20 protein-coding genes are annotated in these 18620 nt (G+C 62.4%); 14 read left to right on the forward strand and 6 right to left on the reverse strand.

Annotation, left to right across the window (positions count from 1 at the left end; translation table 11 throughout):
* Position 1: 1 nt before the first annotated feature.
* The 6 genes from H290_RS0124060 to H290_RS0124085 are packed head-to-tail and all read right to left on the reverse strand — an operon-like array spanning position 2 to position 4828.
* Positions 2–1102: an acyl-CoA dehydrogenase family protein gene (locus H290_RS0124060; protein WP_020109410.1), complete on the reverse strand. Its 1101-nt coding sequence runs from the start codon at positions 1100–1102 to the stop codon at positions 2–4.
* A complete protein-coding gene (locus H290_RS0124065; protein ID WP_028463635.1) occupies positions 1099–1515 on the reverse strand; it encodes a nuclear transport factor 2 family protein in 417 nt (138 codons plus the stop codon). The genes H290_RS0124060 and H290_RS0124065 overlap by 4 nt, the downstream gene beginning before the upstream one ends.
* Positions 1502–2713: an amidohydrolase family protein gene (locus H290_RS0124070; RefSeq protein ID WP_020109412.1), complete on the reverse strand. Its 1212-nt coding sequence runs from the start codon at positions 2711–2713 to the stop codon at positions 1502–1504. The genes H290_RS0124065 and H290_RS0124070 overlap by 14 nt, the downstream gene beginning before the upstream one ends.
* Before the next feature lies 1 nt (position 2714).
* Complete coding sequence (locus tag H290_RS0124075; protein ID WP_020109413.1) at positions 2715–3041, reverse strand: hypothetical protein; 327 nt, start codon at positions 3039–3041, stop codon at positions 2715–2717.
* Complete coding sequence (locus tag H290_RS0124080) at positions 3022–4293, reverse strand: aromatic ring-hydroxylating dioxygenase subunit alpha (protein WP_020109414.1); 1272 nt, start codon at positions 4291–4293, stop codon at positions 3022–3024. The genes H290_RS0124075 and H290_RS0124080 overlap by 20 nt, the downstream gene beginning before the upstream one ends.
* Positions 4294–4297: 4 nt before the next feature.
* Entirely contained in the window at positions 4298–4828 is a 531-nt protein-coding gene (locus H290_RS0124085; RefSeq protein ID WP_028463636.1) for a carboxymuconolactone decarboxylase family protein, read from the reverse strand.
* Positions 4829–5273: 445 nt separating this feature from the next.
* Between H290_RS0124085 and H290_RS0124090 the strand changes: the two genes are divergently transcribed.
* The 14 genes from H290_RS0124090 (at position 5274) to H290_RS0124155 (ending at position 18554) form a co-directional block, all read left to right on the forward strand.
* The gene (locus H290_RS0124090; RefSeq protein WP_020109416.1) at positions 5274–6659 is read left to right on the forward strand and encodes an ABC transporter substrate-binding protein; all 1386 of its coding nucleotides are present in this window, start codon (positions 5274–5276) and stop codon (positions 6657–6659) included.
* Positions 6659–8839 carry an ABC transporter permease gene (locus tag H290_RS0124095; protein WP_020109417.1) on the forward strand — a complete coding sequence of 727 codons (2181 nt, stop codon included), beginning with the start codon at positions 6659–6661 and terminating at the stop codon, positions 8837–8839. Before H290_RS0124090 ends, H290_RS0124095 begins: the two co-directional genes overlap by 1 nt.
* Complete coding sequence (locus tag H290_RS0124100; protein WP_028463638.1) at positions 8817–9533, forward strand: ABC transporter ATP-binding protein; 717 nt, start codon at positions 8817–8819, stop codon at positions 9531–9533. Before H290_RS0124095 ends, H290_RS0124100 begins: the two co-directional genes overlap by 23 nt.
* Positions 9530–10237, forward strand: coding sequence for an ABC transporter ATP-binding protein (locus H290_RS0124105; protein WP_020109419.1), 708 nt, complete (start codon positions 9530–9532; stop codon positions 10235–10237). Before H290_RS0124100 ends, H290_RS0124105 begins: the two co-directional genes overlap by 4 nt.
* Entirely contained in the window at positions 10234–10638 is a 405-nt protein-coding gene (locus tag H290_RS29610; RefSeq protein WP_020109420.1) for a hypothetical protein, read from the forward strand. Before H290_RS0124105 ends, H290_RS29610 begins: the two co-directional genes overlap by 4 nt.
* A complete protein-coding gene (locus H290_RS0124115) occupies positions 10604–10921 on the forward strand; it encodes a hypothetical protein (RefSeq protein ID WP_028463639.1) in 318 nt (105 codons plus the stop codon). The genes H290_RS29610 and H290_RS0124115 overlap by 35 nt, the downstream gene beginning before the upstream one ends.
* A gap of 139 nt (positions 10922–11060) precedes the next feature.
* Entirely contained in the window at positions 11061–12227 is a 1167-nt protein-coding gene (locus tag H290_RS0124120; RefSeq protein ID WP_020109422.1) for an acyl-CoA dehydrogenase family protein, read from the forward strand.
* Entirely contained in the window at positions 12227–12994 is a 768-nt protein-coding gene (locus H290_RS0124125; RefSeq protein WP_020109423.1) for an SDR family NAD(P)-dependent oxidoreductase, read from the forward strand. Before H290_RS0124120 ends, H290_RS0124125 begins: the two co-directional genes overlap by 1 nt.
* Positions 12994–14238 carry a CaiB/BaiF CoA-transferase family protein gene (locus tag H290_RS0124130; RefSeq protein WP_020109424.1) on the forward strand — a complete coding sequence of 415 codons (1245 nt, stop codon included), beginning with the start codon at positions 12994–12996 and terminating at the stop codon, positions 14236–14238. Before H290_RS0124125 ends, H290_RS0124130 begins: the two co-directional genes overlap by 1 nt.
* Positions 14228–15046 carry an enoyl-CoA hydratase/isomerase family protein gene (locus H290_RS0124135; RefSeq protein ID WP_028463641.1) on the forward strand — a complete coding sequence of 273 codons (819 nt, stop codon included), beginning with the start codon at positions 14228–14230 and terminating at the stop codon, positions 15044–15046. Before H290_RS0124130 ends, H290_RS0124135 begins: the two co-directional genes overlap by 11 nt.
* On the forward strand, positions 15047–16192 hold the full coding sequence (locus H290_RS0124140) for a thiolase family protein (RefSeq protein ID WP_020109426.1): 1146 nt from the start codon (positions 15047–15049) through the stop codon (positions 16190–16192). It abuts the gene before it with no gap.
* A 14-nt stretch (positions 16193–16206) separates the two neighbouring features.
* Positions 16207–17355, forward strand: coding sequence for an acyl-CoA dehydrogenase family protein (locus tag H290_RS0124145; protein WP_020109427.1), 1149 nt, complete (start codon positions 16207–16209; stop codon positions 17353–17355).
* A gap of 93 nt (positions 17356–17448) precedes the next feature.
* Positions 17449–18054, forward strand: a complete 606-nt coding sequence (locus H290_RS0124150) for a TetR/AcrR family transcriptional regulator (RefSeq protein ID WP_020109428.1) — start codon at positions 17449–17451, stop codon at positions 18052–18054.
* Positions 18051–18554 (forward strand): hypothetical protein, encoded by a 504-nt coding sequence (locus tag H290_RS0124155; RefSeq protein ID WP_020109429.1) that lies wholly within the window; start codon positions 18051–18053, stop codon positions 18552–18554. The genes H290_RS0124150 and H290_RS0124155 overlap by 4 nt, the downstream gene beginning before the upstream one ends.
* Positions 18555–18620: the final 66 nt, after the last annotated feature.

Consider the following 18620-nt stretch of genomic DNA (forward strand, 5'->3'; position numbering starts at 1 on the left):
TTCACTCCTTCCCGAGATCGAGTAGTCGCCGCGCGATGATGTTGCGCTGGATCTCCGCGGTGCCGCCGTAGATGGTCGCGGCCCGCGAGTAGAGGTATTCGATCCGCCATTCGGACTCCGAGAGCTCGATGGCTCCCGGCAGCAGATCACGCGCGGTGTTGAACAGTTGCTGTTCGGCCGTGGCCAGCAGCACCTTGTCCACCGACGTCTCGGGTCCGAGCGCAGCTCCGTCGGCCAAGCGCTGCTGCGTCATCCGCGAACGGCAGCGAATGGTGTGCAGTGCCAGGTAGGCCGCGCCGAGGTCGGCGTCGTCGGCCACCGTGGTGGTGGGTGCGGATTGGACGAGCAACCGGTCCAGCCGGGTGAACAGGTAGGCGATGCGATGCCAGAAACACGTCGAACGCTCGTGGGGGAGCAGATCCATCGCGACACCCCAGCCGTCGCCGGGCTTGCCGAGCATGCGGTCGGCCGGGACGACGACGTTGTCGAAGTACACCTCGGCGAACTCGTCGACCCCGTGCATCGTACGGAGCGGCCGAACGGTGATACCGGGGGTGTCCATATCGACAAAGAATGCGGTGATCCCGTTGTGGCCGGGGCCAGTTCGGGTCAGGAGCACGCAGCGGGAGGCGTACTGGGCCAAGCTGGTCCAGACCTTCTGACCGGAGATCACCCAGTTGTCGCCCTGCTGCACGGCTTTGGTCGTGAGTGAGGCGAGGTCGCTGCCCGAACCGGGTTCGGAGAATCCCTGGCACCACTGCTCACGGCCGCTCAGCATCAGCGGGACCATCTCTGCGGCCAATTCCGGTGTCGCATAAGACATCATCGTCGGAACGAGGACTTCGATCATCGAATACAGGCCTGGCTCGGCGAGATCGCGGATCGCGACTTCTTCGCCGAGCACAGCACGCAGTTCTGCGGGACCACCGAGGCCGCCGACCTCGGCAGGCCATCCGTATCGCATCCACCCGGCATCGAAAAGGGCCCGACGCACGCGATTCAACTGCTCGACCTGACCATCCAGAGAATGGTCGGGCCCAGGAGTCAGATCATTGGCGTCGAGCCACTCACGAACGGCCGAGCGGAACTCCGGGACGTTCATGCCCCCGGACGTTCGAACGCGTGCGGAATGCCCGAATCATGCTCGCCACTGCGGCGGATGAAGGTCATCTTGCGGGTCCGGATGCGCCAGCCGGCTTCCGTGCGGACATAGGTGTCGTTGTAGTAACCGATGCGCATGTCGTGGGTTGCGTCATGGACGAAGCACAGTGGCTGCGTGCCGGTTCCGGTGTCACCGTCGATCTCGAACAGCGGTTGGCCGGTCATGAACAGGCCCTTGGGTGCGGCTGCGACGAGATCCGGGAATTGGTCGAGCGGGAATGCGTCGCCGAAGGCGCTATAGGTGCCGTCGGGAGTGAACACTCCGACAACGCCTTCCACGTCGTTCTGGGTCATCTTCACCGCGTAGCGAGCCAGCAATTGCTGAAGCTCCAGCAGGTCATCATTTGTTGACATAAATCTTGCCGCCTTTCATCACGAACCGCACATCCTGTGTGACGGTGATGTCTTCGGTGGGATCTCCGGGCACGCCGACGATGTCTGCGAGCAGACCTTCGGCGAGCCGGCCGCGGTCGGTGACGTTGATCAGGTCGGCGGCTACGATGGTGGCTGCACGCAATACCGCGATGGGACTCATGCCGCGGTCGACCAGGGCAACCAGTTCGTCAGCGTTCTTGCCGTGCGGGATCGCGGGTGCATCCGTACCGACGGCGATCTTCACGCCCGCTTCATAGGCCTTCTTCACCGAGATGCGGGCCTGCGGGAACATGATGGCCGCTTTGTCTTTCAGTTCATCGGGGGCATGCGAGATGTCCATGCCGTCGATCAACCGGGTCGTGGGGACGAGGAACGTCTCGTTGTCGACCATCATCTGGATCGCTTCGTCGTCGACGAGGAATCCGTGCTCGATGCAGTCGATTCCGGCCTTGATGGCGTTCTTGACTGCTTCGGCGCCATGGGTGTGCGAGGCGACCCGCAGTCCACGGCGGTGCGCCTCGTCGACGATCGCGCAGAGTTCATCGAACGAATAGTGCTGGGCGCCTGCGGTTCCGGTGTGGGACATGACTCCGCCGGAGACACAGACCTTGATGAGCTGGGCGCCGTGCTTGATCTGGTATCGAACGGCCTTGACGACCTCATCGACACCGTTGGCGATGCCCTCTTCGATGGTCAGCTCGAGGACGCCGGGCATGAAGGCCGCAAACATCGTGGGATCGAGGTGTCCACCGGTAGGGGTGATCGCGTGGCCGGCCGGAACGATCCGGGGCCCGTCGACCCAGCCGGCGTCAATTGCCCGGCCGAGTGCGACGTCGAGAAGATAACCACCGGTCTTGACGAACAGACCGAGGTTGCGGACGGTCGTGAAACCGGCCCGCAGCGTACGGCGGGAGTTACCCACCGCACGCAACATTCGTAGCGGCGGATCATCCTGAACCATTGAGGTGACGGGCTTTTCGCCGCGACCTCCCATGAGCAGGTTGACCTCCATGTCCATGAAACCTGGGACGAGGATGAGGTCACCGAGATCGGTGATTTCGCCTTCTGGAGTTCCTCCTATACCAACAATCCGTTCACCGTCGATCCGGATCACTCCGGGTCGAACGATTTCACCGGAATCGATGTCGAGTAGGCCCGCCGCTACGAGTGTTTGCATATCAGAACACCGGCTGCTTCACGGTCTCGACCCAGGCTGCACCGCTGTCGAGCACGCGGGGCTGCTTCCAGACCTCGATCGGGAAGGACACCATGACGACCGACTGCATCAGGTACATCAGTGCCCGCTCGGGTTCCGGCAGGTCGTACAGGTCGAACTTGTCGAGATGGTCCAGCGCGGCGTCCATCTTGTCCATGCCGGCGTCGTAGAACACCTGCATGTCGTCCATGCTCGTCTCGAGGCGCTTCGCGTAACGTTCCTGCTCGGTGGCCAGGATCCAGTCCGAGAACTTCTCGAGGTCGGCGAAATCAGCTGGTAGCTGCGGCATTTTTGTGCTCCCTTACTTCATCTTTGACCACTTTGTGGAGGTGGCGGAGGAGGATTTCCTGATCGCAGAGCGGGAACTCGCTGACCGTCTTGGTGGCGAGCATCGTCTGCGTTGCTTCGAGGGTGTTGGCGTCCTGGAACGCGTACTCCTTGAACGTGACTGCGGCGAGTTCCTGTGCAAGCCGTTCGCGGCAGGTCTTGGCCGGGACGAAGTACAGGTTGGCCTCGAAGACGTGCTGGTTCACCGCGGTGGGCCAGTAGTGGTACGTGAGGTACCAGCCCGGCGCCCAGAACAGCAGCGACATGTTCGGGAAGAACTCGAACTCGTCGACGCCCCAGGGCTTTGCACCGGCGGGGTTGATGCCGGCCGGCAACGGGTCGAGACCTTCGATGTCGGGGCGATCCCAGGGACCGAAGAGGCCACTGCGGAGCTTCCGCTCGATGGGCTTGACCATGCTCTCGTCCTTGGGCGGCGACATGCCTCCCCAGCTGGAGATCATCGAGTGCGGGGTGTCGAGGTCGTAGTGCAGGGCCTCGAAGCCGAAGTGGAGAAGCTTTTCGGCTTCTTCCTTGGTGGCCTGCTTCTGGTGCAGCACCGGTGCGTGGTAGAACTCGGCGAAAGCGTCGATGAACAGCTTCCAGTTGCTGTTGATCGTCGACTTGTAGCTGTAGACCTCGGTCATCTCACCGAACGGGTAGCCTTCGACACCCTTGGCGAAGCGGCCCAGGTAGTCGGTCAGTGGCCCGGCGTTGTCATCCATGTTGACCCAGATGAAGCCTTCCCAGACCTCACAGCGCACGGAGACAAGTCCGTACTGGTTCTTGTCCAGGTCGAAGAACTCGCCTTCCTGCTGCACGTACGTCAGGTCGCCTTCGAGGCTGTAGCGCCAGGCGTGGTACTTGCAGGTGAACTGGCGGCAGGTACCCGAGGTCTCTTCGTTCGGGAAGTCGTTCCAGACCAGCTTGTTACCGCGGTGGCGGCACACGTTGTGGAATGCGCGAACCTCGAGGTTGGAGTCGCGAACGATGATCAGTGAGGTGCCGAGTGCGGCGATCTCACGGGTGAAGAAGTTTCCCTTCTTGGGGATGGTCTCCACTCGTCCGATGTTGACCCACTTCTTTCTGAAGATGGCGTCGATCTCGGCCTGGTAGAACTCGGGATCGGTGGAGTCGGAGTAATCGACCGGCTCGGTACCGAGCTCCGGCCAATGCTCCGTCCAGCTGCCTGCAGCTGGTTTCTTGAAGTGGGCCATTGATTTACCTTTCCTGTTCAAGCTGGACGTCAAAAGTGTTGATAGCTGTAGCGAGCATTCGATAGGAACCGACTGTGAAGACGAGGTCCATTCGCTGCTTTTCGTCGAGGTGGTCGGAGAGTTCCGCCCAGGTCTCGTCGGAAATCCGGGATTGCTGATCTAGCTCATCGACTGAGCGCAGGGCGACGCTGTCGAAGTCATTGAGACCCTTGCCTGCCAGAGCCGCGGAGATCTCGTCTTCGGTCAACCCCGCCTCTTTGCCGAGTTCGGCGTGGTGGTTTGCCTCGTACTCGCAGTTCGTCAGTGTGGCGATCCGGAGAATCATGAGTTCGCGAAGTCGCGCCGGCAGGGTTGAGTTGAACAAGATGTAGACGTTGAAACCGAGGTACGCCTGTGTCAGAGCTGGATGACGTACCAGGGTAGCGAGGAAGGTCCCGGCATGCTCCGGGTTCCTGCGCCACCTCGGCAGCATGCCTTTCAGGGCGGTGTTGACGGTCTCGTCCCATTGGTCTGCGGGCAGCGGGGGCAGACGCATCCACCACCTCCTCTCGTTCGGTATGAGAATCACGTTCTCACTTTCGAACACCTAGATTTCCATGAACTTCGCGGTTAGTCAATCCTGCCGGGAAAATCGCCGGTCCTGGCCCCTCCTGTCGCCTGCGGTGCGTAGATCCGTTCACGACTTGAGTCCCTGACTTGGCGACGTGGCAAGGCTTTCGGCGGTTGAGGCGCTCACCTGGCTAAACGGTGGAGCAGCCGACACTGGATGTACAAATGCTGTCCGGTTTGCCGATGGTCACAGATTCAGTAAGGTGTGACCTGCATCCTACAAAATCTTGATTCTTCAAATGGGAGAAGCTAGTTTCCTACTAGCGGAAGCGCCACAGCCCACGGCGTGCCATCGATCCGCCGAGGGCAGGTCCACAACCGTCGCAGGTCTCCCCCCGCAGACGGACGGACGTAGTTGAGAGGAACAGGGAGTGAAACCACCGCGCATACTGATCGCCTTGATGGCGGTCACGTTGCTAGTTGCCGGCTGTAGCGGCCGCGACAGCAGTGAAACCGGAAGTGAAGAAGGCGAGGGGGGTGGCACCACCGCTGCGGCAAGTTCGTCGAGCGATTTCGGTGACCTGACCGACGTCTGCCAGAAGGGATCGCCGAGCGGCACCCCGGCGCAGGGCGTCACGGAATCCGAGATCCAGGTCGGAACATTCTCCGACGTGGGCTTCACGAAGAACTCGGAGTTCGTCGATGCCGCGAAGGTGTTCACCTCGTGGTGTAACGACCTCGGTGGTATCAACGGACGCAAGCTCGTTGCGAACACCCGTGACAGCAAGCTCATGGAGGTACGCCAGCAGATGATCGCGGCGTGCCGCGAAGACTTCGCCTTGGTGGGCGGAGGGGCCGCCCTCGACGGCCTCGGAGTCAAAGAACGCCTGAGCTGCACGCTCCCGAGCTTCCCCGCGCAGATCGCCCAGGCCCAGTCGGCCGGTGCAGAACTCGAGATCTCGGCAGACCCGACCTTGACAGTTGGTTACGACCCCTACTACGGCTTCCGGAGCTGGCTCCTCAACGAGGCCTACCCCGATTCCAAGGGTGCGGTCGGCATCATCAACGGCGATTCGCCCGTCACCAAGTTGCTCGGCGAACAGGCTGTCGAATCGACCACCGCGGCCGGTGGCACGTTTGTCTACAACGACCTGTACCCGGCAATGGGTGTCTCGGACTGGACGCCCTACGCGCAGTCGATGAAGAGCAAGGGCGTCAAGGGCCTCATCTATTACGGCGACTTCAAGCAGCTCGCCAAGCTCGAGAGTGTGCTCACCAGCATCGATTACAAGCTCGACTGGATCGACACCAACAACAACGCTTACGGCGACCAGTTCATCGAGTTGGCCGGAAGCTCGGCGGGCGAACAGAACAATTACCTCGACCTCGGTGGCAACGCGCCCATCAACAGCGATGTTCCGGCGATGAAGCAACTCAACGAGTTGTGGGCGAAGTACTCGCCGGACACCGAAATGACACTGCCGGCGATCCGCGCATTCTCGTCCTGGTTATTGTTCGCGAAGTCGGCCTCAACATGTGGCGATGACCTCACCCGGACCTGCCTCGTAGAGAAGGCAAAGAGCGAAGTTGCTTGGACTGCAGGCGGATTGCACGCTCCGAACAACATGCTGGCACCCGTTCCGCCGAGCGGCTGTTTCAACGTCGAGAAGACGACAACCGATGGTTGGGAATCTGTCGACATCGGTGCACCCGCAGGACAGTTCTACAAGTGTGAACAGCCGTACAAATACACGAAGGATTACGGAACCCCGTTGACCCTGGCCGATGTCGGCAAGAGCAAGAGTGATGTGAAGTAATGGATCAATTCATCACGTTCGGAATCGTCGGCCTGACGACCGCTGCGATCTACGCAGTGATCGGAAGCGGCCTGGTTCTGACGTACACAACCACCGGAGTCTTCAACTTCGCGCACGGCGCGGCAGGCATGTTCGCCGCGTTCACGTACTGGCAGATCTCCATCGGATGGGGCGTGCCCGTGTGGCTCACCCTCGTCATAATTCTCGGTGTCCTGGCACCGGGGTTTGCGTTGCTTGTCGAATTGGCGATGCGTCCGGTCCAACGACTCGGTGAGGCCGAGAAGATGGTGATGACGATCGCTCTGTTGAGCGCTCTGATCGCCGTGGCCCGGTGGATCTGGGATCCGAACGACGCCAAGTCGATTCCCCGGTTCTTTGCCGATGTGTCTCCGATTCACATCGGATCCGCCACCATCACCTGGCACCAGGCGGTGACGATGGCCGTTGCGATTGCAGTGGCAATCGGCCTGCGGCTGTTGATGTTCAACACCCGTATCGGTACCGAGATGCGAGCGACCGTCGATGATCGGGGTCTGGTCGGCCTCACCGGAGCCAATCCGGTGCGGGCCAACCGCGTGGCCTGGATCCTGGGAACCGAGCTCGCCGCGATCGGCGGCATCTTGATCGCCTCGATGGTGGCTCTCGATGCCATGCAGCTGTCGCTGCTCATCATCAGTGCCTACGCCGCAGCCATTTTCGGCCGGCTCAAGAGCCTGCCGATGACCTTTGTCGGTGCGATCGTGGTCGGTTGTATGGAGGCATACCTGGCGGGTTACCTGCCACAGAACGCATACCTCCCGGGTCTGCGCCTGGCAGCGCCCGCGATCCTGTTGCTGGGGGCACTGCTTCTGTTCCCGCACGGCAAGCTGCGTGGCCGCGACCGGCGTCTCACCAGGGTTCCGCTGCCCACTGTTCGAGGCACCGTGATCTTCGGTGTGCTGATCGTGGTGTTCGCAGTGGTGCTGACCACCGTTCTGGGCGAAGGCGACCTGATCAGCTTCGGGTTGATCTTCCCGATGAGTATCATCGCGCTCTCGTTTGTCCCCCTGGCGGGCTTTGCCGGTCAGATCTCGTTGTGTCAGTTGACGATGGCGGGTATCGGTGCGGCTGCTTGTGCCTACTTCGGTGGCAACGGGCAGTGGTGGGCACTGATCGCAACGGTGGCGGTGGCGGCGATCGCCGGTGCACTCGTCGCGGTTCCCGCGCTACGGCTCTCGGGTGTCTATCTCGCACTGGGAACGGCCGCGTTCGCAGTCATCATGGATCGCTGGATCTTTACGCTTCCGGAGTTCAACGTCTTCGGTGCAGACATCTCGATCTTCGACCAGGGTTCGATCGAGTTGGTGGGACCGAACCTGTTCGGCTTCCACTTCGACACCACGGCCAGGATCACGATCCTGTCGGCGGTGTTCCTCGCCCTGGCGACTCTCTTGGTGGCGCTGGTTCGCCGAAGTCGCTTCGGACGCCGGCTCATCGCCCAGCGTGACAGCGAGGCGGCCTACGCAACGCTCGGTGGCAATCTTCTGATGGCCAAGGTCGCGGTCTTCGCCCTCGGTGCCGGCATCGCCGGACTCGGTGGAGCCCTGTACGGAATGCAACTGCAGTCGGTCACCGCCGATCAGTTCAACTTTGTTGCCGGCCTGCCGCTGTTCCTGATCGCGGTCATTGCCGGACTCGGCTCGGTCGGTGCGGGCTTCTTCACCGGATTCATGTTGGCCGGTCCGTTTGTCGCCGTGGTCATGATCTGGCCGGACTCCGCAGATCTGGTCCAGGTGATACCAGGCCTGCTCGGCATCGCCTTCGCCGGCGGAATCCTGAGTACCGGCGCGATCCCGGAGATGCGCAAGGAATGGGATCCGGTTTTCGCCGATCGCATCGGTGTGTCGGCGTTCCTCAGCTGGTTCGTGTTGCTCTGGGCCCTGCGCCTGGCAGATGTGATCGACGGCTGGATGTTTTTCTTCGGCATCGTCGCCGGAATGGTGGCACTGCGGGTCTGGGTGGCGGTGCGACCGAAGTCCACAGACGATCCGAGCGACATCGATTCGCAGAACTCGGACACAGATGGCCTGAATGGGTCGATTGTGGAGACAGACATCCCGGTCGAATGGTGGGGGCTCAAACGCCCTTGGCGCGCCGAGGACGAGGAGGTGTTGGACCATGCCGTTGCAACTCGAGGTTAGTGGCGTGACGGTGGCCTTTGGTGGCCACCGGGCGCTCGAGGACGTCGCGCTGAGCGCCGAGGCCGGCAAGATCACCGGCCTGATCGGACCCAACGGGGCCGGAAAGAGCACGCTGTTCGACGTCGTCACCGGATTGCGCAAGCCGGTGTCGGGCACAGTGGTGATGGACGGCCATGACGTCACGAAAGAAGGACCCTCGAAGCGGGCCCGGCGTGGCCTGGCGCGGACATTCCAGCGACTGGAACTGTTCGGCCGCTTGAGCGTTCGCGACAACCTGCTGGTCGCCGCGGAACTCGGTCCACACCGTCGAAACGCCGCGCAGGTGGTGGACGAGATCATCGATCGACTCGACCTCGGTGATATCGCCGATGAGAGTTCGGATGAATTGCCCACTGGCATAGGACGTTTGGTGGAGGTGGCGCGAGCCCTCGCCGTCAAACCGAGCCTGTTGCTGCTCGACGAACCGGCGGCCGGCCAGGATCCCGAGGAGACGGAGCGCTTTGCGCTCCTCCTGCGCTCCATCGCCGACCGCGGTGCGGCGATCCTGCTGGTCGAGCACGACATGGAACTGGTCATGGAAGTTTGTGACCAGGTGTTCGTACTCGACCTCGGCAAGATCATCGCATCCGGCCCGCCTGACGTGATCCGCAAAGACGAGAAGGTTCTGGCGGCGTATCTGGGGACGGAAGCATGACTCCTTTGTTGGAACTGAAGAACGTCCGTGCGGCGTATGACGCCATCACGGTGCTCCACGGAATCGATCTGAGTGTCTCCGCCGGGCAGGTTGTCGCGCTGCTCGGTCCGAATGGCGCCGGCAAGACCACAACGCTGAACGTGGCTGCCGGTAACCACCCGGTCAAGTCGGGACAACTCTGGCTCGGCGGACGAGATGCCACCGGAATGGCACTGGGCGACGTCGCTCGTGCGGGCGTCTGCCTGATCCCTGAAGGCCGCGGCGTCTTCCCGAACCTGACGGTTCGCGAGAACCTGCAGATGATGACGTTCACCGGTCGTTCGCGCGAAGAGATCGAAGAGATCGCATTCAGTCGATTCCCGATTCTCGGAAAGCGTGCGTCGCAGACCGCCGGCACGATGTCCGGTGGTGAGCAGCAGATGCTGGCCCTGAGCCGGGGTCTGGCAACCGATCCCGCGGTACTGCTGCTCGACGAATTGTCGATGGGGCTCGCGCCTCTGATCGTCGCCGAGCTCTACGAGCAGGTGGCAGAGATCGCCCGGCAGGGCGTCGCGGTCCTGATCGTCGAGCAGTTTGCGGCGGCCGTGCTCGACTACGCCGACTACGCCGCGGTACTCGTCCGCGGCCGGGTCGGGCACCACGGTCAACCCGACGCAGAATTCAAGAAAGAACTCGCAACCCTCTACCTAGGAAGTTCATCATGACCTCACCCGAATCCCGCGCCGATCGCTTCACCCGTGAGCTGTCCGAGCTGAAGATCTCCGATCCTTCGGCCGGTCGGTCGCAGCTCTGGCTGCGCGGCGGTCTCGCACTGATGGTCATCGGCCCCGTGCTGGCGATCGTCGCGTACTTCATGTCGCACGGCACCTCGAGTGCGCTCGAACAGCGCGATGCGGTTATCATCGCCCTCATCGGCATCTCACTGGCCGTCGTCGGATCTGCTGTGTTCTTGCGCTACTCGCTCACAGACTTCCTGCGATTCTGGTTGGCACGGCAGGCATTTGACCTGAACAACCTCACCAGCCAACTGTCTCCCACCGAAAAAATTCTCGTCTCTAAGGATGTTCACGATGACTCAGCAAAGCACGCCGTTGCGCCCCGGTGACCAGCTGGCAAGTACCAGTTGTGCCACGCGCGTAGTAGTGGTGAAGGCTCCGGCCGGCGATTCCGTGGTACTCACCTGTGGTGGTGCCCCGATGGTCCCGGCTGCCACCGCGGAGAAGATCGCCGGCGACGGTGGTGCTCCGGCAACCCTTCTCGGGAAGCGCTATGTTGATGCCGCCGACTCGATCGAACTGCTCTGCACGTCGGCAGGCACCGGAACGCTGAGTATCGATGGCGCGGAGCTGAGCATCAAGGCCCCCAAGCCACTGCCCGCGTCTGACTGATCGGGCCAGAGGTACTTGAAATGTCGTTCGTAGCGGGAGGCCGGAATCCGGCCTCCCGCAACGGACGACTTCTTCTGCGTTCGCCTGCGGACGTGGTGACTCGACATGGAATCGGAAGGTATGCGTTGTGTCCACCGGAATGAACTTCGACTTGACCGAGGATCAGGAATTGATCCGCAAGTCCGTAGCCGAGCTGGCTGGTCGTTTTGATGACCAGTATTGGATGGAAAAGGATCTCGCGCACGAGTTTCCGAAAGAATTCTATAAAGCGATCGCCGACGGAGGCTGGCTGGGCATGACCATGCCGGAGGAGTACGGCGGTCACGGACTCGGCATCACCGAGGCCACGCTCCTGCTCGAGGCCGTCTCGCGTTCCGGTGGTGCGATGAATGCCGCGAGCTCGATTCACCTCTCGATCTTCGGTATGCATCCGGTGGTCGTGCACGGGTCCGAAGAGTTGAAGGCCCGTACGCTGCCCCGCATCGTCAACGGTGACCTGCACGTCTGCTTCGGTGTCACCGAACCCGGTGCCGGACTGGACACTTCGCGAATCAGCACCTTCGCCAAGCGTGACGGCGACAGCTACGTGGTCAACGGTCGCAAGGTGTGGATCTCGAAGGCCATGGAGTCGGAGAAGATCCTCCTGCTGACCCGCACCACGAAGTACGAAGACGTCGAGAAGAAGACCGACGGCATGACGTTGTTCCTCACCGATCTCGATCGCAGCAAGGTGACGATCCGGCCGATCCCGAAGATGGGCCGAAATGCGGTGACCTCCAACGAGTTGTTCATCGACGATCTCCGGATCCCGATCGAGGATCGGGTCGGTGAAGAGGGTGAGGGCTTCAAGTACCTGCTCGACGGCCTGAATCCGGAGCGCATGCTGATCGCCTCGGAGGCACTCGGTATCGGCCGCGTGGCACTGGACAAGGCCGTGAAATACGGTAACGAGCGGGTCGTCTTCAACCGGCCGATCGGTATGAATCAGGGTATTCAGTTCCCGCTGGCCGATGCGCTCGCTCACCTGGATGCCGCAGAACTGGTGTTGCGCAAGGCAACGTGGCTCTACGACAACGGCAAGCCCTGTGGTCGTGAAGCCAACACCGCAAAGTATCTTTGTGCTGAAGCAGGATTCAATGCGGCTGACCGGGCTTTGCAGACGCACGGTGGCATGGGCTACTCCGAGGAGTATCACGTCTCGCGCTATTTCCGCGAGGCCCGACTGATGAAGATCGCGCCGATCAGCCAGGAAATGATTCTGAACTTCCTGGGTTCACATACTTTGGGATTGCCGAGGAGCTACTGATGAGTGTCAAGAGTGGAATGTTTGACCTGACCGGACGGTCGGCCCTGGTCACCGGCGCCGCAGGTGGCATCGGGTCTGCTGTGGCAGAGGCGTTTGCGGCTGCCGGTGCCGCAGTCCTGGTCACCGACATCAACGGCGAGGCGGCCAACCTGGTTGCCAAGCGCATCGTCGAGTCCGGTGGCAAGGCAGAAGGTTTCGAGCTCGACGTCAGTGATCGGGAGGCGGCCGACGCGGCTGCTTCGCGCGCCGCGGCACTGGCCGACGGGGTCCTGCACATCGTCGTCAACAATGCGGGCGTCACCGCCCCGGCGATGTTCAAGGACACCACCGGAGAGTCGTTCCAGCGCATGCTCGACATCCACCTCAAGGGTGCGTTCAACTGCTCGCAGGCCGCCTTGCAGTACCTCCCCACGGACGGCACCGGACGCATCATCAACGTGACGTCGTCGGCTGGTATCACCGGCACGTTGGGACAGGTCAACTACTCGGCAGCCAAGGCCGGAATCATCGGCCTGACAAAGTCGCTCGCCCGAGAACTGGCTCGCAAGCAGATCCTCGTCAACGCGCTGGCCCCGCTGGCCGCGACACCCATGACCAAGACGATCCGCACCGACGAGAAGTTCGCCGAGACGATGCTCAACCGAATCCCGTTGCGGCGCTGGGCAGAACCCGAAGAGATCGCCGGAGCGTTCCTGTTCCTCGCGTCAGATGCCTCCTCGTTTGTCACCGGCCAGGTGTTGCCGGTCGATGGCGGCATGGTGATGTGATGACAGACGCCGACCTTTCGGACAACAACACGCAGGCAGGCCCGCTGGCGGGAGTCACGGTCGTGACTCTCGAGCAGGCCATCTCGGCTCCCATGTGCACCCGGACCCTCGCTGATTTCGGGGCCCGGGTCATCAAGGTCGAGAATCCGAAAGGCGGCGACTTCGCCCGGCACTACGACGATGTGGTGAAAGGGCAGGCCGCGCACTTCGTGTGGGCCAACCGGGGCAAGGAGTCCGTGACACTCGATCTGAAGTCACCGGCCGGGATCGACCTTCTGCACCGGCTTCTCGACGAGGCCGATGCGCTGGTGTCGAACCTGGCGCCGGGGGCAACTGCCCGGCTCGGCCTGTCGGGGGACGAGCTTGCACAGCGGCACCCGAACCTGATCGCCGTGGAAATCGACGGCTACGGCAGCGGTGGACCGTTGTCGCACAAGCGGGCGTATGACCTGCTCATACAAGCCGAGGCCGGCGTCTGCGCCGTGACCGGATTCCCGGGTCAGCCGGCCAAACCCGGTCCGCCGGTGGCAGATGTCTCTTCGGGGCTCTACGCGGCATTGTCGATCATCTCGCTGCTGTACTCGCGGGATCGACGTATCGCACAGGGCAAGGGGTCAGCCGAGGTCAAGGTGAGCCTGTTCGACACCGCGGCCGAGGTGATGGGCTATCAGCTGAACTACACCCGCCATTCGGGCGTCGATCAGCAGCCGTTGGGCATGAGTTCGCCGGCGGTGGCGCCGTACGGTTCGTACCCCACCGCGGACGGCCAAACAGTGGTCCTTGGTACTACCAATGACAGTGAATGGCAGCGTCTGGCCCGGGAAATCATCAAGCGCGATGACCTGGCCGACGATGCCCGCTTCGCGAACAACAGTGGCCGGGTGGCTAATCGGGATGTACTCCAGGAGGCCGTCGGCGCCTGGTGCGCGGACCACGATCTCGCCGAGATCCAGCGCATTGCGGACGATGCGGGCATCGGTAACGCGCGATACAACCTGCCCAGTGAGGTGATCGCACACCCGCAGCTATCCGAGCGTGACCGATGGCGTGACATCGATACACCGAACGGACCGATCCCGGCATTGCTTCCGCCGCCGATCATCTCGGACTTCGATCCACCGATGGGCCCGGTACCGGGGCTCGGCGAGCACACCGAGAAGATCCTGGCCGAAGTCGGCATCGACGAAAGCGAACTCGCCGACCTGCGGGTACAGGGTGCGGTTGGTCCGGCGTATGAACGCTGAGCCGATCCTGCTGTGCGCTGATCGCGAGGGAGTTCGTACTCTCACGCTGAATCGACCGCACCGCAAGAATGCGATCAGTCGGGAACTGTGGATCGCCCTGCGTGATGCGCTCATCGCCGCGGGCGACGATCGCAGCGTGCGGGCGCTGGTCCTCGCCGGTTCCGGCGGCGCATTCTGCTCCGGTGCCGACATCGCCACCCCGGACCCCACTCATCCGACGTACAAGTTGCGGAACCTGACCGCGGTTGCCGAACTGCTGCACAACCTTCCGATACCGACCATTGCAAAAGTGGATGGTGTCGCCGTGGGCGCAGGCTGGAATCTGGCGCTCGGTTGCGATTTCGTGGTCGCCACACCCGGATCCTCGTTTTCGCAGATATTTGTCAAGCGCGGTCTGTCGATGGATCTCGGTGGATCCTGGCTCCTTCCGAGACTTGTTGGCCTGCAACAGGCCAAACGGCTGACGATGCTCGCCGAGACGATCGATGCCGACCAGGCGCACAAACTCAATCTCGTCACCTGGGTTGTTGCCGCCGATGAGATCGACGGATTCGTCGATGAGCTCACCGGCCGCCTTGCGTCCGGACCGCCGATTGCGTTGGCGCAGACCAAGGCATTGCTCAACGAGGGAGCCGATCGCACGCTGCACGACGCCCTTGCCAACGAGGCCCGGGCACAGGCGGCCAATTTTGCGACCGGCGATGCTCAGGAGGCGTTTGCTGCCTTCACCGGGCGGCGTACCCCCGAATTCACCGGCCGATGGGCTGTGCCCAGGCCAACATCAGAGAACACCGAAGTGGAGAAGTAGATGCGCGAAGTTGTAATCGTCGAGGCTGTTCGTACGCCAGTCGGAAAGCGGAACGGCGGATTGGCAGGTGTCCACCCTGTTGACCTGTCGGCGCATGTACTGAACGCGCTGGTCGAGCGCAGCGGTGTCAACCCCGAGATCATCGATGATGTTGTGTGGGGCTGTGTTTCGCAGGTCGGCGACCAGTCCAGCAACGTCGGTCGGTACTCGGTGCTCGCCGCGGGGTGGCCCGAATCCATCCCCGGTGTCACGATCAACCGTGCCTGCGGATCGAGCCAGCAGGCACTGGACTTCGCAGTGCAGGCCGTCATGTCGGGTCAGCAGGATGTGGTTGTCGCCGGTGGCGTCGAGGTGATGAGTCGGGTGCCACTGGGCGCGGCTCGGTCCACCGGTGCACCGTACGGGCCCAAAGCGCTTGGCCGCTATGAAGGTTTCGCCTTCAACCAGGGAATCTCGGCCGAGAAGATCGCGCAGAAGTGGGGCTACGACCGGACTGCGGTCGACGAGTTCTCCGTGCTGTCGCACGAGCGGGCCGCCATTGCACAGGACGCCGGTGCATTCGAATCCCAGATCGTCGCCGTCGAGACCGAAGACGGCGTGGTCACCGCCGATGAAGGTATCCGCCGGGGGAGCACGGTCGAAAAGCTCGCAAACCTCAAGCCCGCTTTCGCCGAAGACGGTGTGATCCACGCCGGCAACTCCTCGCAGATCTCCGATGGCGCAGCCGCCCTGCTGGTGATGACCCCGGAACGGGCAAAAGAGCTCGGGCTCAAGCCGTTGGTGCGCTACACCGCGGGTGCTGTGGTCGGCGACGACCCGGTCCTCATGCTCACCGGTCCGATCCCGGCAACTGCCAAGGTGCTCGCCAAGGCCGGCGTGAAGCTGTCCGAGGTCGGGGTGTTCGAGGTGAACGAGGCCTTCGCGCCGGTCCCGATGGCCTGGCTAGCGGAGACAGGTGCCGATCCGGCCCTGCTCAACCCGTTGGGTGGCGCGATCGCTCTGGGCCATCCGCTCGGAGGCTCGGGCGCGGTGCTGATGACCCGCATGATCAACCACATGCGCGACAACGGAATTCGGTACGGACTGCAGACCATGTGCGAGGGCGGCGGCACTGCCAACGCCACGCTGGTCGAACTGGTTTCCTGAGAGAGGTATTGAACATGAGGCGCGAAGTATTCACCGAAGACCATGAGGAATTCCGGGCCCTGGCCCGCGATTTCATCAGCAAGCGCATCGTTCCGGATTATGCGGCCTGGGAGAAGGTCGGGCAGATGCCGCGCGAGATCTTCGCCGAGCTCGGTTCGCTGGGCATGCTGGGGATCGCCATCCCCGAAGAGTTCGGCGGCGCCGGCCTGCGCGACTACCGCTACAACGTCATCCTCCAGGAGGAGGCGGCACGCGCTCTGGTTACCCTGAGCACCGTCCGGACGCAGCTCGACGTCATCCTGCCGTACTTCCTCGAGTACGCCAACGAAGAGCAGCGCGGCCGTTGGTTCCCCGGCCTCGCCAAGGGCACCTTGCTGTCGGCAATCGCGATGACCGAACCCGGCACCGGTTCTGACCTCGCCGGCGTCAGCACCAACGCCGTCCTCGAGGGCGACGAATACGTGCTGAACGGCGCCAAGACATTCATCACCGGCGGATTGCTCGCCGACCTGGTGATCGTGCTCGCCCGGACGTCCACCGACCCCGACAACCGTCGCGGCGGGCTGTCGCTGCTGGTGGTCGAGAACGGGATGCCCGGTTTCGAGCGCGGCCGTGTGCTCGACAAGATGGGTTGCAAAGTCCAGGACACCGTCGAATTGTCGTTCGACAACGTCCGGGTACCGGTGTCGAACCTGCTCGGTGAGGAAGGCAAGGCATTCGGATACCTCGGCCGGAACCTCGCCCAGGAACGCATCACGGTCGCGGTCGGCTCGATCGCCCAGGCGCGGGCGGCCATTGCCACCACCGTCGACTACGTGAAAGAACGCAAAGCGTTCGGTACGCCCGTCGCGTCGTTCCAGAACACGAAGTTCGAACTCGCGGCCATGTCGGCCGAGGTCGAAGCCGGACAGGCGATGGTCGACCGGGCCGTGCTGGATCTGGTGGACGACGAGCTGTCGGGTCCGGACGCCGCGCGGGTGAAACTCTTCTGCACCGAGGTCCAGGCGCGGGTCGTCGACCGGTGCCTGCAGCTGTTCGGCGGCTACGGCTACATGGCCGAGTACCCGATCGCGAGGCTCTACGTCGACGCCCGTGTGGCTCGCATTTACGCAGGTACCAGCGAAGTCATGAAGGTGATCATCGCCAAATCACTCGGCTTGTGACCTGAGCCCCACCTGAATTTCGGGGAGACACTTGTCACAGCGGAGAATCCAACCTACTATCGGTTCAGTTGGTTGATCGGTTGAAGGAGATCAGTGGCAAGCGAACGGCCGTACGAAGCTCTCCTCGTCAAAGGCGAGGAGCGCAAGCGACAGATTCTCGACGTCGCTCAACGGTTGCTCACCCGTAACGGCTGGCGCAATACGACTCTGTCGCAGATCGCTTCCGAAGCCGGTGTCACCTCCGCCGGTCTGCTCCACCACTTCGAGTCCAAAGCACAGCTTTTGCATGCGGTACTCGAAATGCGAGATGCGGACGACGACCAACATGCGGATCGCCAGGGCGATCTGTTGGAAGGGATCGTGAAGGTCGCCGAGCGATTCGAACGATCACCGGAACTTGTCGGTACGTTCGCGGTTCTCCAGATGGAGAACCTCGAACCCGATGCGCCGCTGCATGATCGCCTGCTGGCCAGGTATCACGCATCAATTGACACCGTTGCCGCTGGTATCCGGCGCGGGCAGGTCGATGGCAGATACCGTTCGGACTTCGATGGGGATTTGAAGGCCGTCGAAATAGTCGCCTTTCTCAACGGGATGGAAACATCATGGCTGCTGGATCAATCAATTCCTCTCACGGACGTGTTCAGGGAGTACGCAAGGTCGCTGGCGAAGGACTTCGCACCGATGACGAACTCATGAGGTACCGCTTGGTGGTTGTCGCCCCCACGGCGAACGAAGTCATCAAATACGCCGGCGGCCTGGTGTTCGACCGCGGCATGGCCGGCTGGGACGTCACGGTGCTCGTGCAGGACGATCCGACCGCTCGAGCCCTGCAGATTCTCGGTGCGCAAACAGTCGACTTCGAGTCGGGATTCGAGTGGCGTGGATTCGGTTTCCACCCGCAGGCGGTGGTTACCGCAGGATCGCTGTACGAGCGCGACGATCGGGTGCGCGAGGGAGTGCAGCGGATCCTGGGGGAAGGTGAAACCGAGGTGACCCTCTGGGGCGACAGCCTGCCGGATGAGCTCGACAGCCGGATCGGAATGGTGCGGCACCGCCTCAGCGTGGCTGCCCGGGCCTTCAAGGCGCAGGCACTTGCAGCAGCTTCGTTGCCCACCGACTCCGCTGGTCTCGCCGAGGTGTTCCGTTGCAGCAGGTCGAAGTCGTGGGACGGTCTCTCAGACCTCGTTCCGGCCTGACATCCGCATCGAACTTCATCTGTTCCCCAGCGCAATAGTGTTGGGGCACAGTTGTTTCCGTTGGTC

This window comes from Nocardia sp. 348MFTsu5.1 (genome assembly GCF_000383535.1).
GTDB classification, from domain to species: Bacteria; Actinomycetota; Actinomycetes; order Mycobacteriales; family Mycobacteriaceae; genus Williamsia; species Williamsia faeni.

Excerpts from the sequence above, each read along its gene's own strand:
- H290_RS0124070 (WP_020109412.1), bottom strand. The coding sequence starts at position 2,713 with ATGCAAACACTCGTAGCGGCGGGCCTACTCGACATCGATTCCGGTGAA.
- H290_RS0124075 (WP_020109413.1), bottom strand. The coding sequence starts at position 3,041 with ATGCCGCAGCTACCAGCTGATTTCGCCGACCTCGAGAAGTTCTCGGAC.
- H290_RS0124145 (WP_020109427.1), top strand. The coding sequence starts at position 16,207 with ATGAGGCGCGAAGTATTCACCGAAGACCATGAGGAATTCCGGGCCCTG.
- H290_RS0124065 (WP_028463635.1), bottom strand. The coding sequence starts at position 1,515 with ATGTCAACAAATGATGACCTGCTGGAGCTTCAGCAATTGCTGGCTCGC.
- H290_RS0124140 (WP_020109426.1), top strand. The coding sequence starts at position 15,047 with ATGCGCGAAGTTGTAATCGTCGAGGCTGTTCGTACGCCAGTCGGAAAG.
- H290_RS0124130 (WP_020109424.1), top strand. The coding sequence starts at position 12,994 with ATGACAGACGCCGACCTTTCGGACAACAACACGCAGGCAGGCCCGCTG.
- H290_RS0124135 (WP_028463641.1), top strand. The coding sequence starts at position 14,228 with ATGAACGCTGAGCCGATCCTGCTGTGCGCTGATCGCGAGGGAGTTCGT.
- H290_RS0124060 (WP_020109410.1), bottom strand. The coding sequence starts at position 1,102 with ATGAACGTCCCGGAGTTCCGCTCGGCCGTTCGTGAGTGGCTCGACGCC.
- H290_RS0124080 (WP_020109414.1), bottom strand. The coding sequence starts at position 4,293 with ATGGCCCACTTCAAGAAACCAGCTGCAGGCAGCTGGACGGAGCATTGG.
- H290_RS0124095 (WP_020109417.1), top strand. The coding sequence starts at position 6,659 with ATGGATCAATTCATCACGTTCGGAATCGTCGGCCTGACGACCGCTGCG.
- H290_RS29610 (WP_020109420.1), top strand. The coding sequence starts at position 10,234 with ATGACCTCACCCGAATCCCGCGCCGATCGCTTCACCCGTGAGCTGTCC.
- H290_RS0124085 (WP_028463636.1), bottom strand. The coding sequence starts at position 4,828 with ATGCGTCTGCCCCCGCTGCCCGCAGACCAATGGGACGAGACCGTCAAC.
- H290_RS0124155 (WP_020109429.1), top strand. The coding sequence starts at position 18,051 with ATGAGGTACCGCTTGGTGGTTGTCGCCCCCACGGCGAACGAAGTCATC.
- H290_RS0124105 (WP_020109419.1), top strand. The coding sequence starts at position 9,530 with ATGACTCCTTTGTTGGAACTGAAGAACGTCCGTGCGGCGTATGACGCC.
- H290_RS0124120 (WP_020109422.1), top strand. The coding sequence starts at position 11,061 with ATGAACTTCGACTTGACCGAGGATCAGGAATTGATCCGCAAGTCCGTA.
- H290_RS0124115 (WP_028463639.1), top strand. The coding sequence starts at position 10,604 with ATGACTCAGCAAAGCACGCCGTTGCGCCCCGGTGACCAGCTGGCAAGT.
- H290_RS0124100 (WP_028463638.1), top strand. The coding sequence starts at position 8,817 with ATGCCGTTGCAACTCGAGGTTAGTGGCGTGACGGTGGCCTTTGGTGGC.
- H290_RS0124125 (WP_020109423.1), top strand. The coding sequence starts at position 12,227 with ATGAGTGTCAAGAGTGGAATGTTTGACCTGACCGGACGGTCGGCCCTG.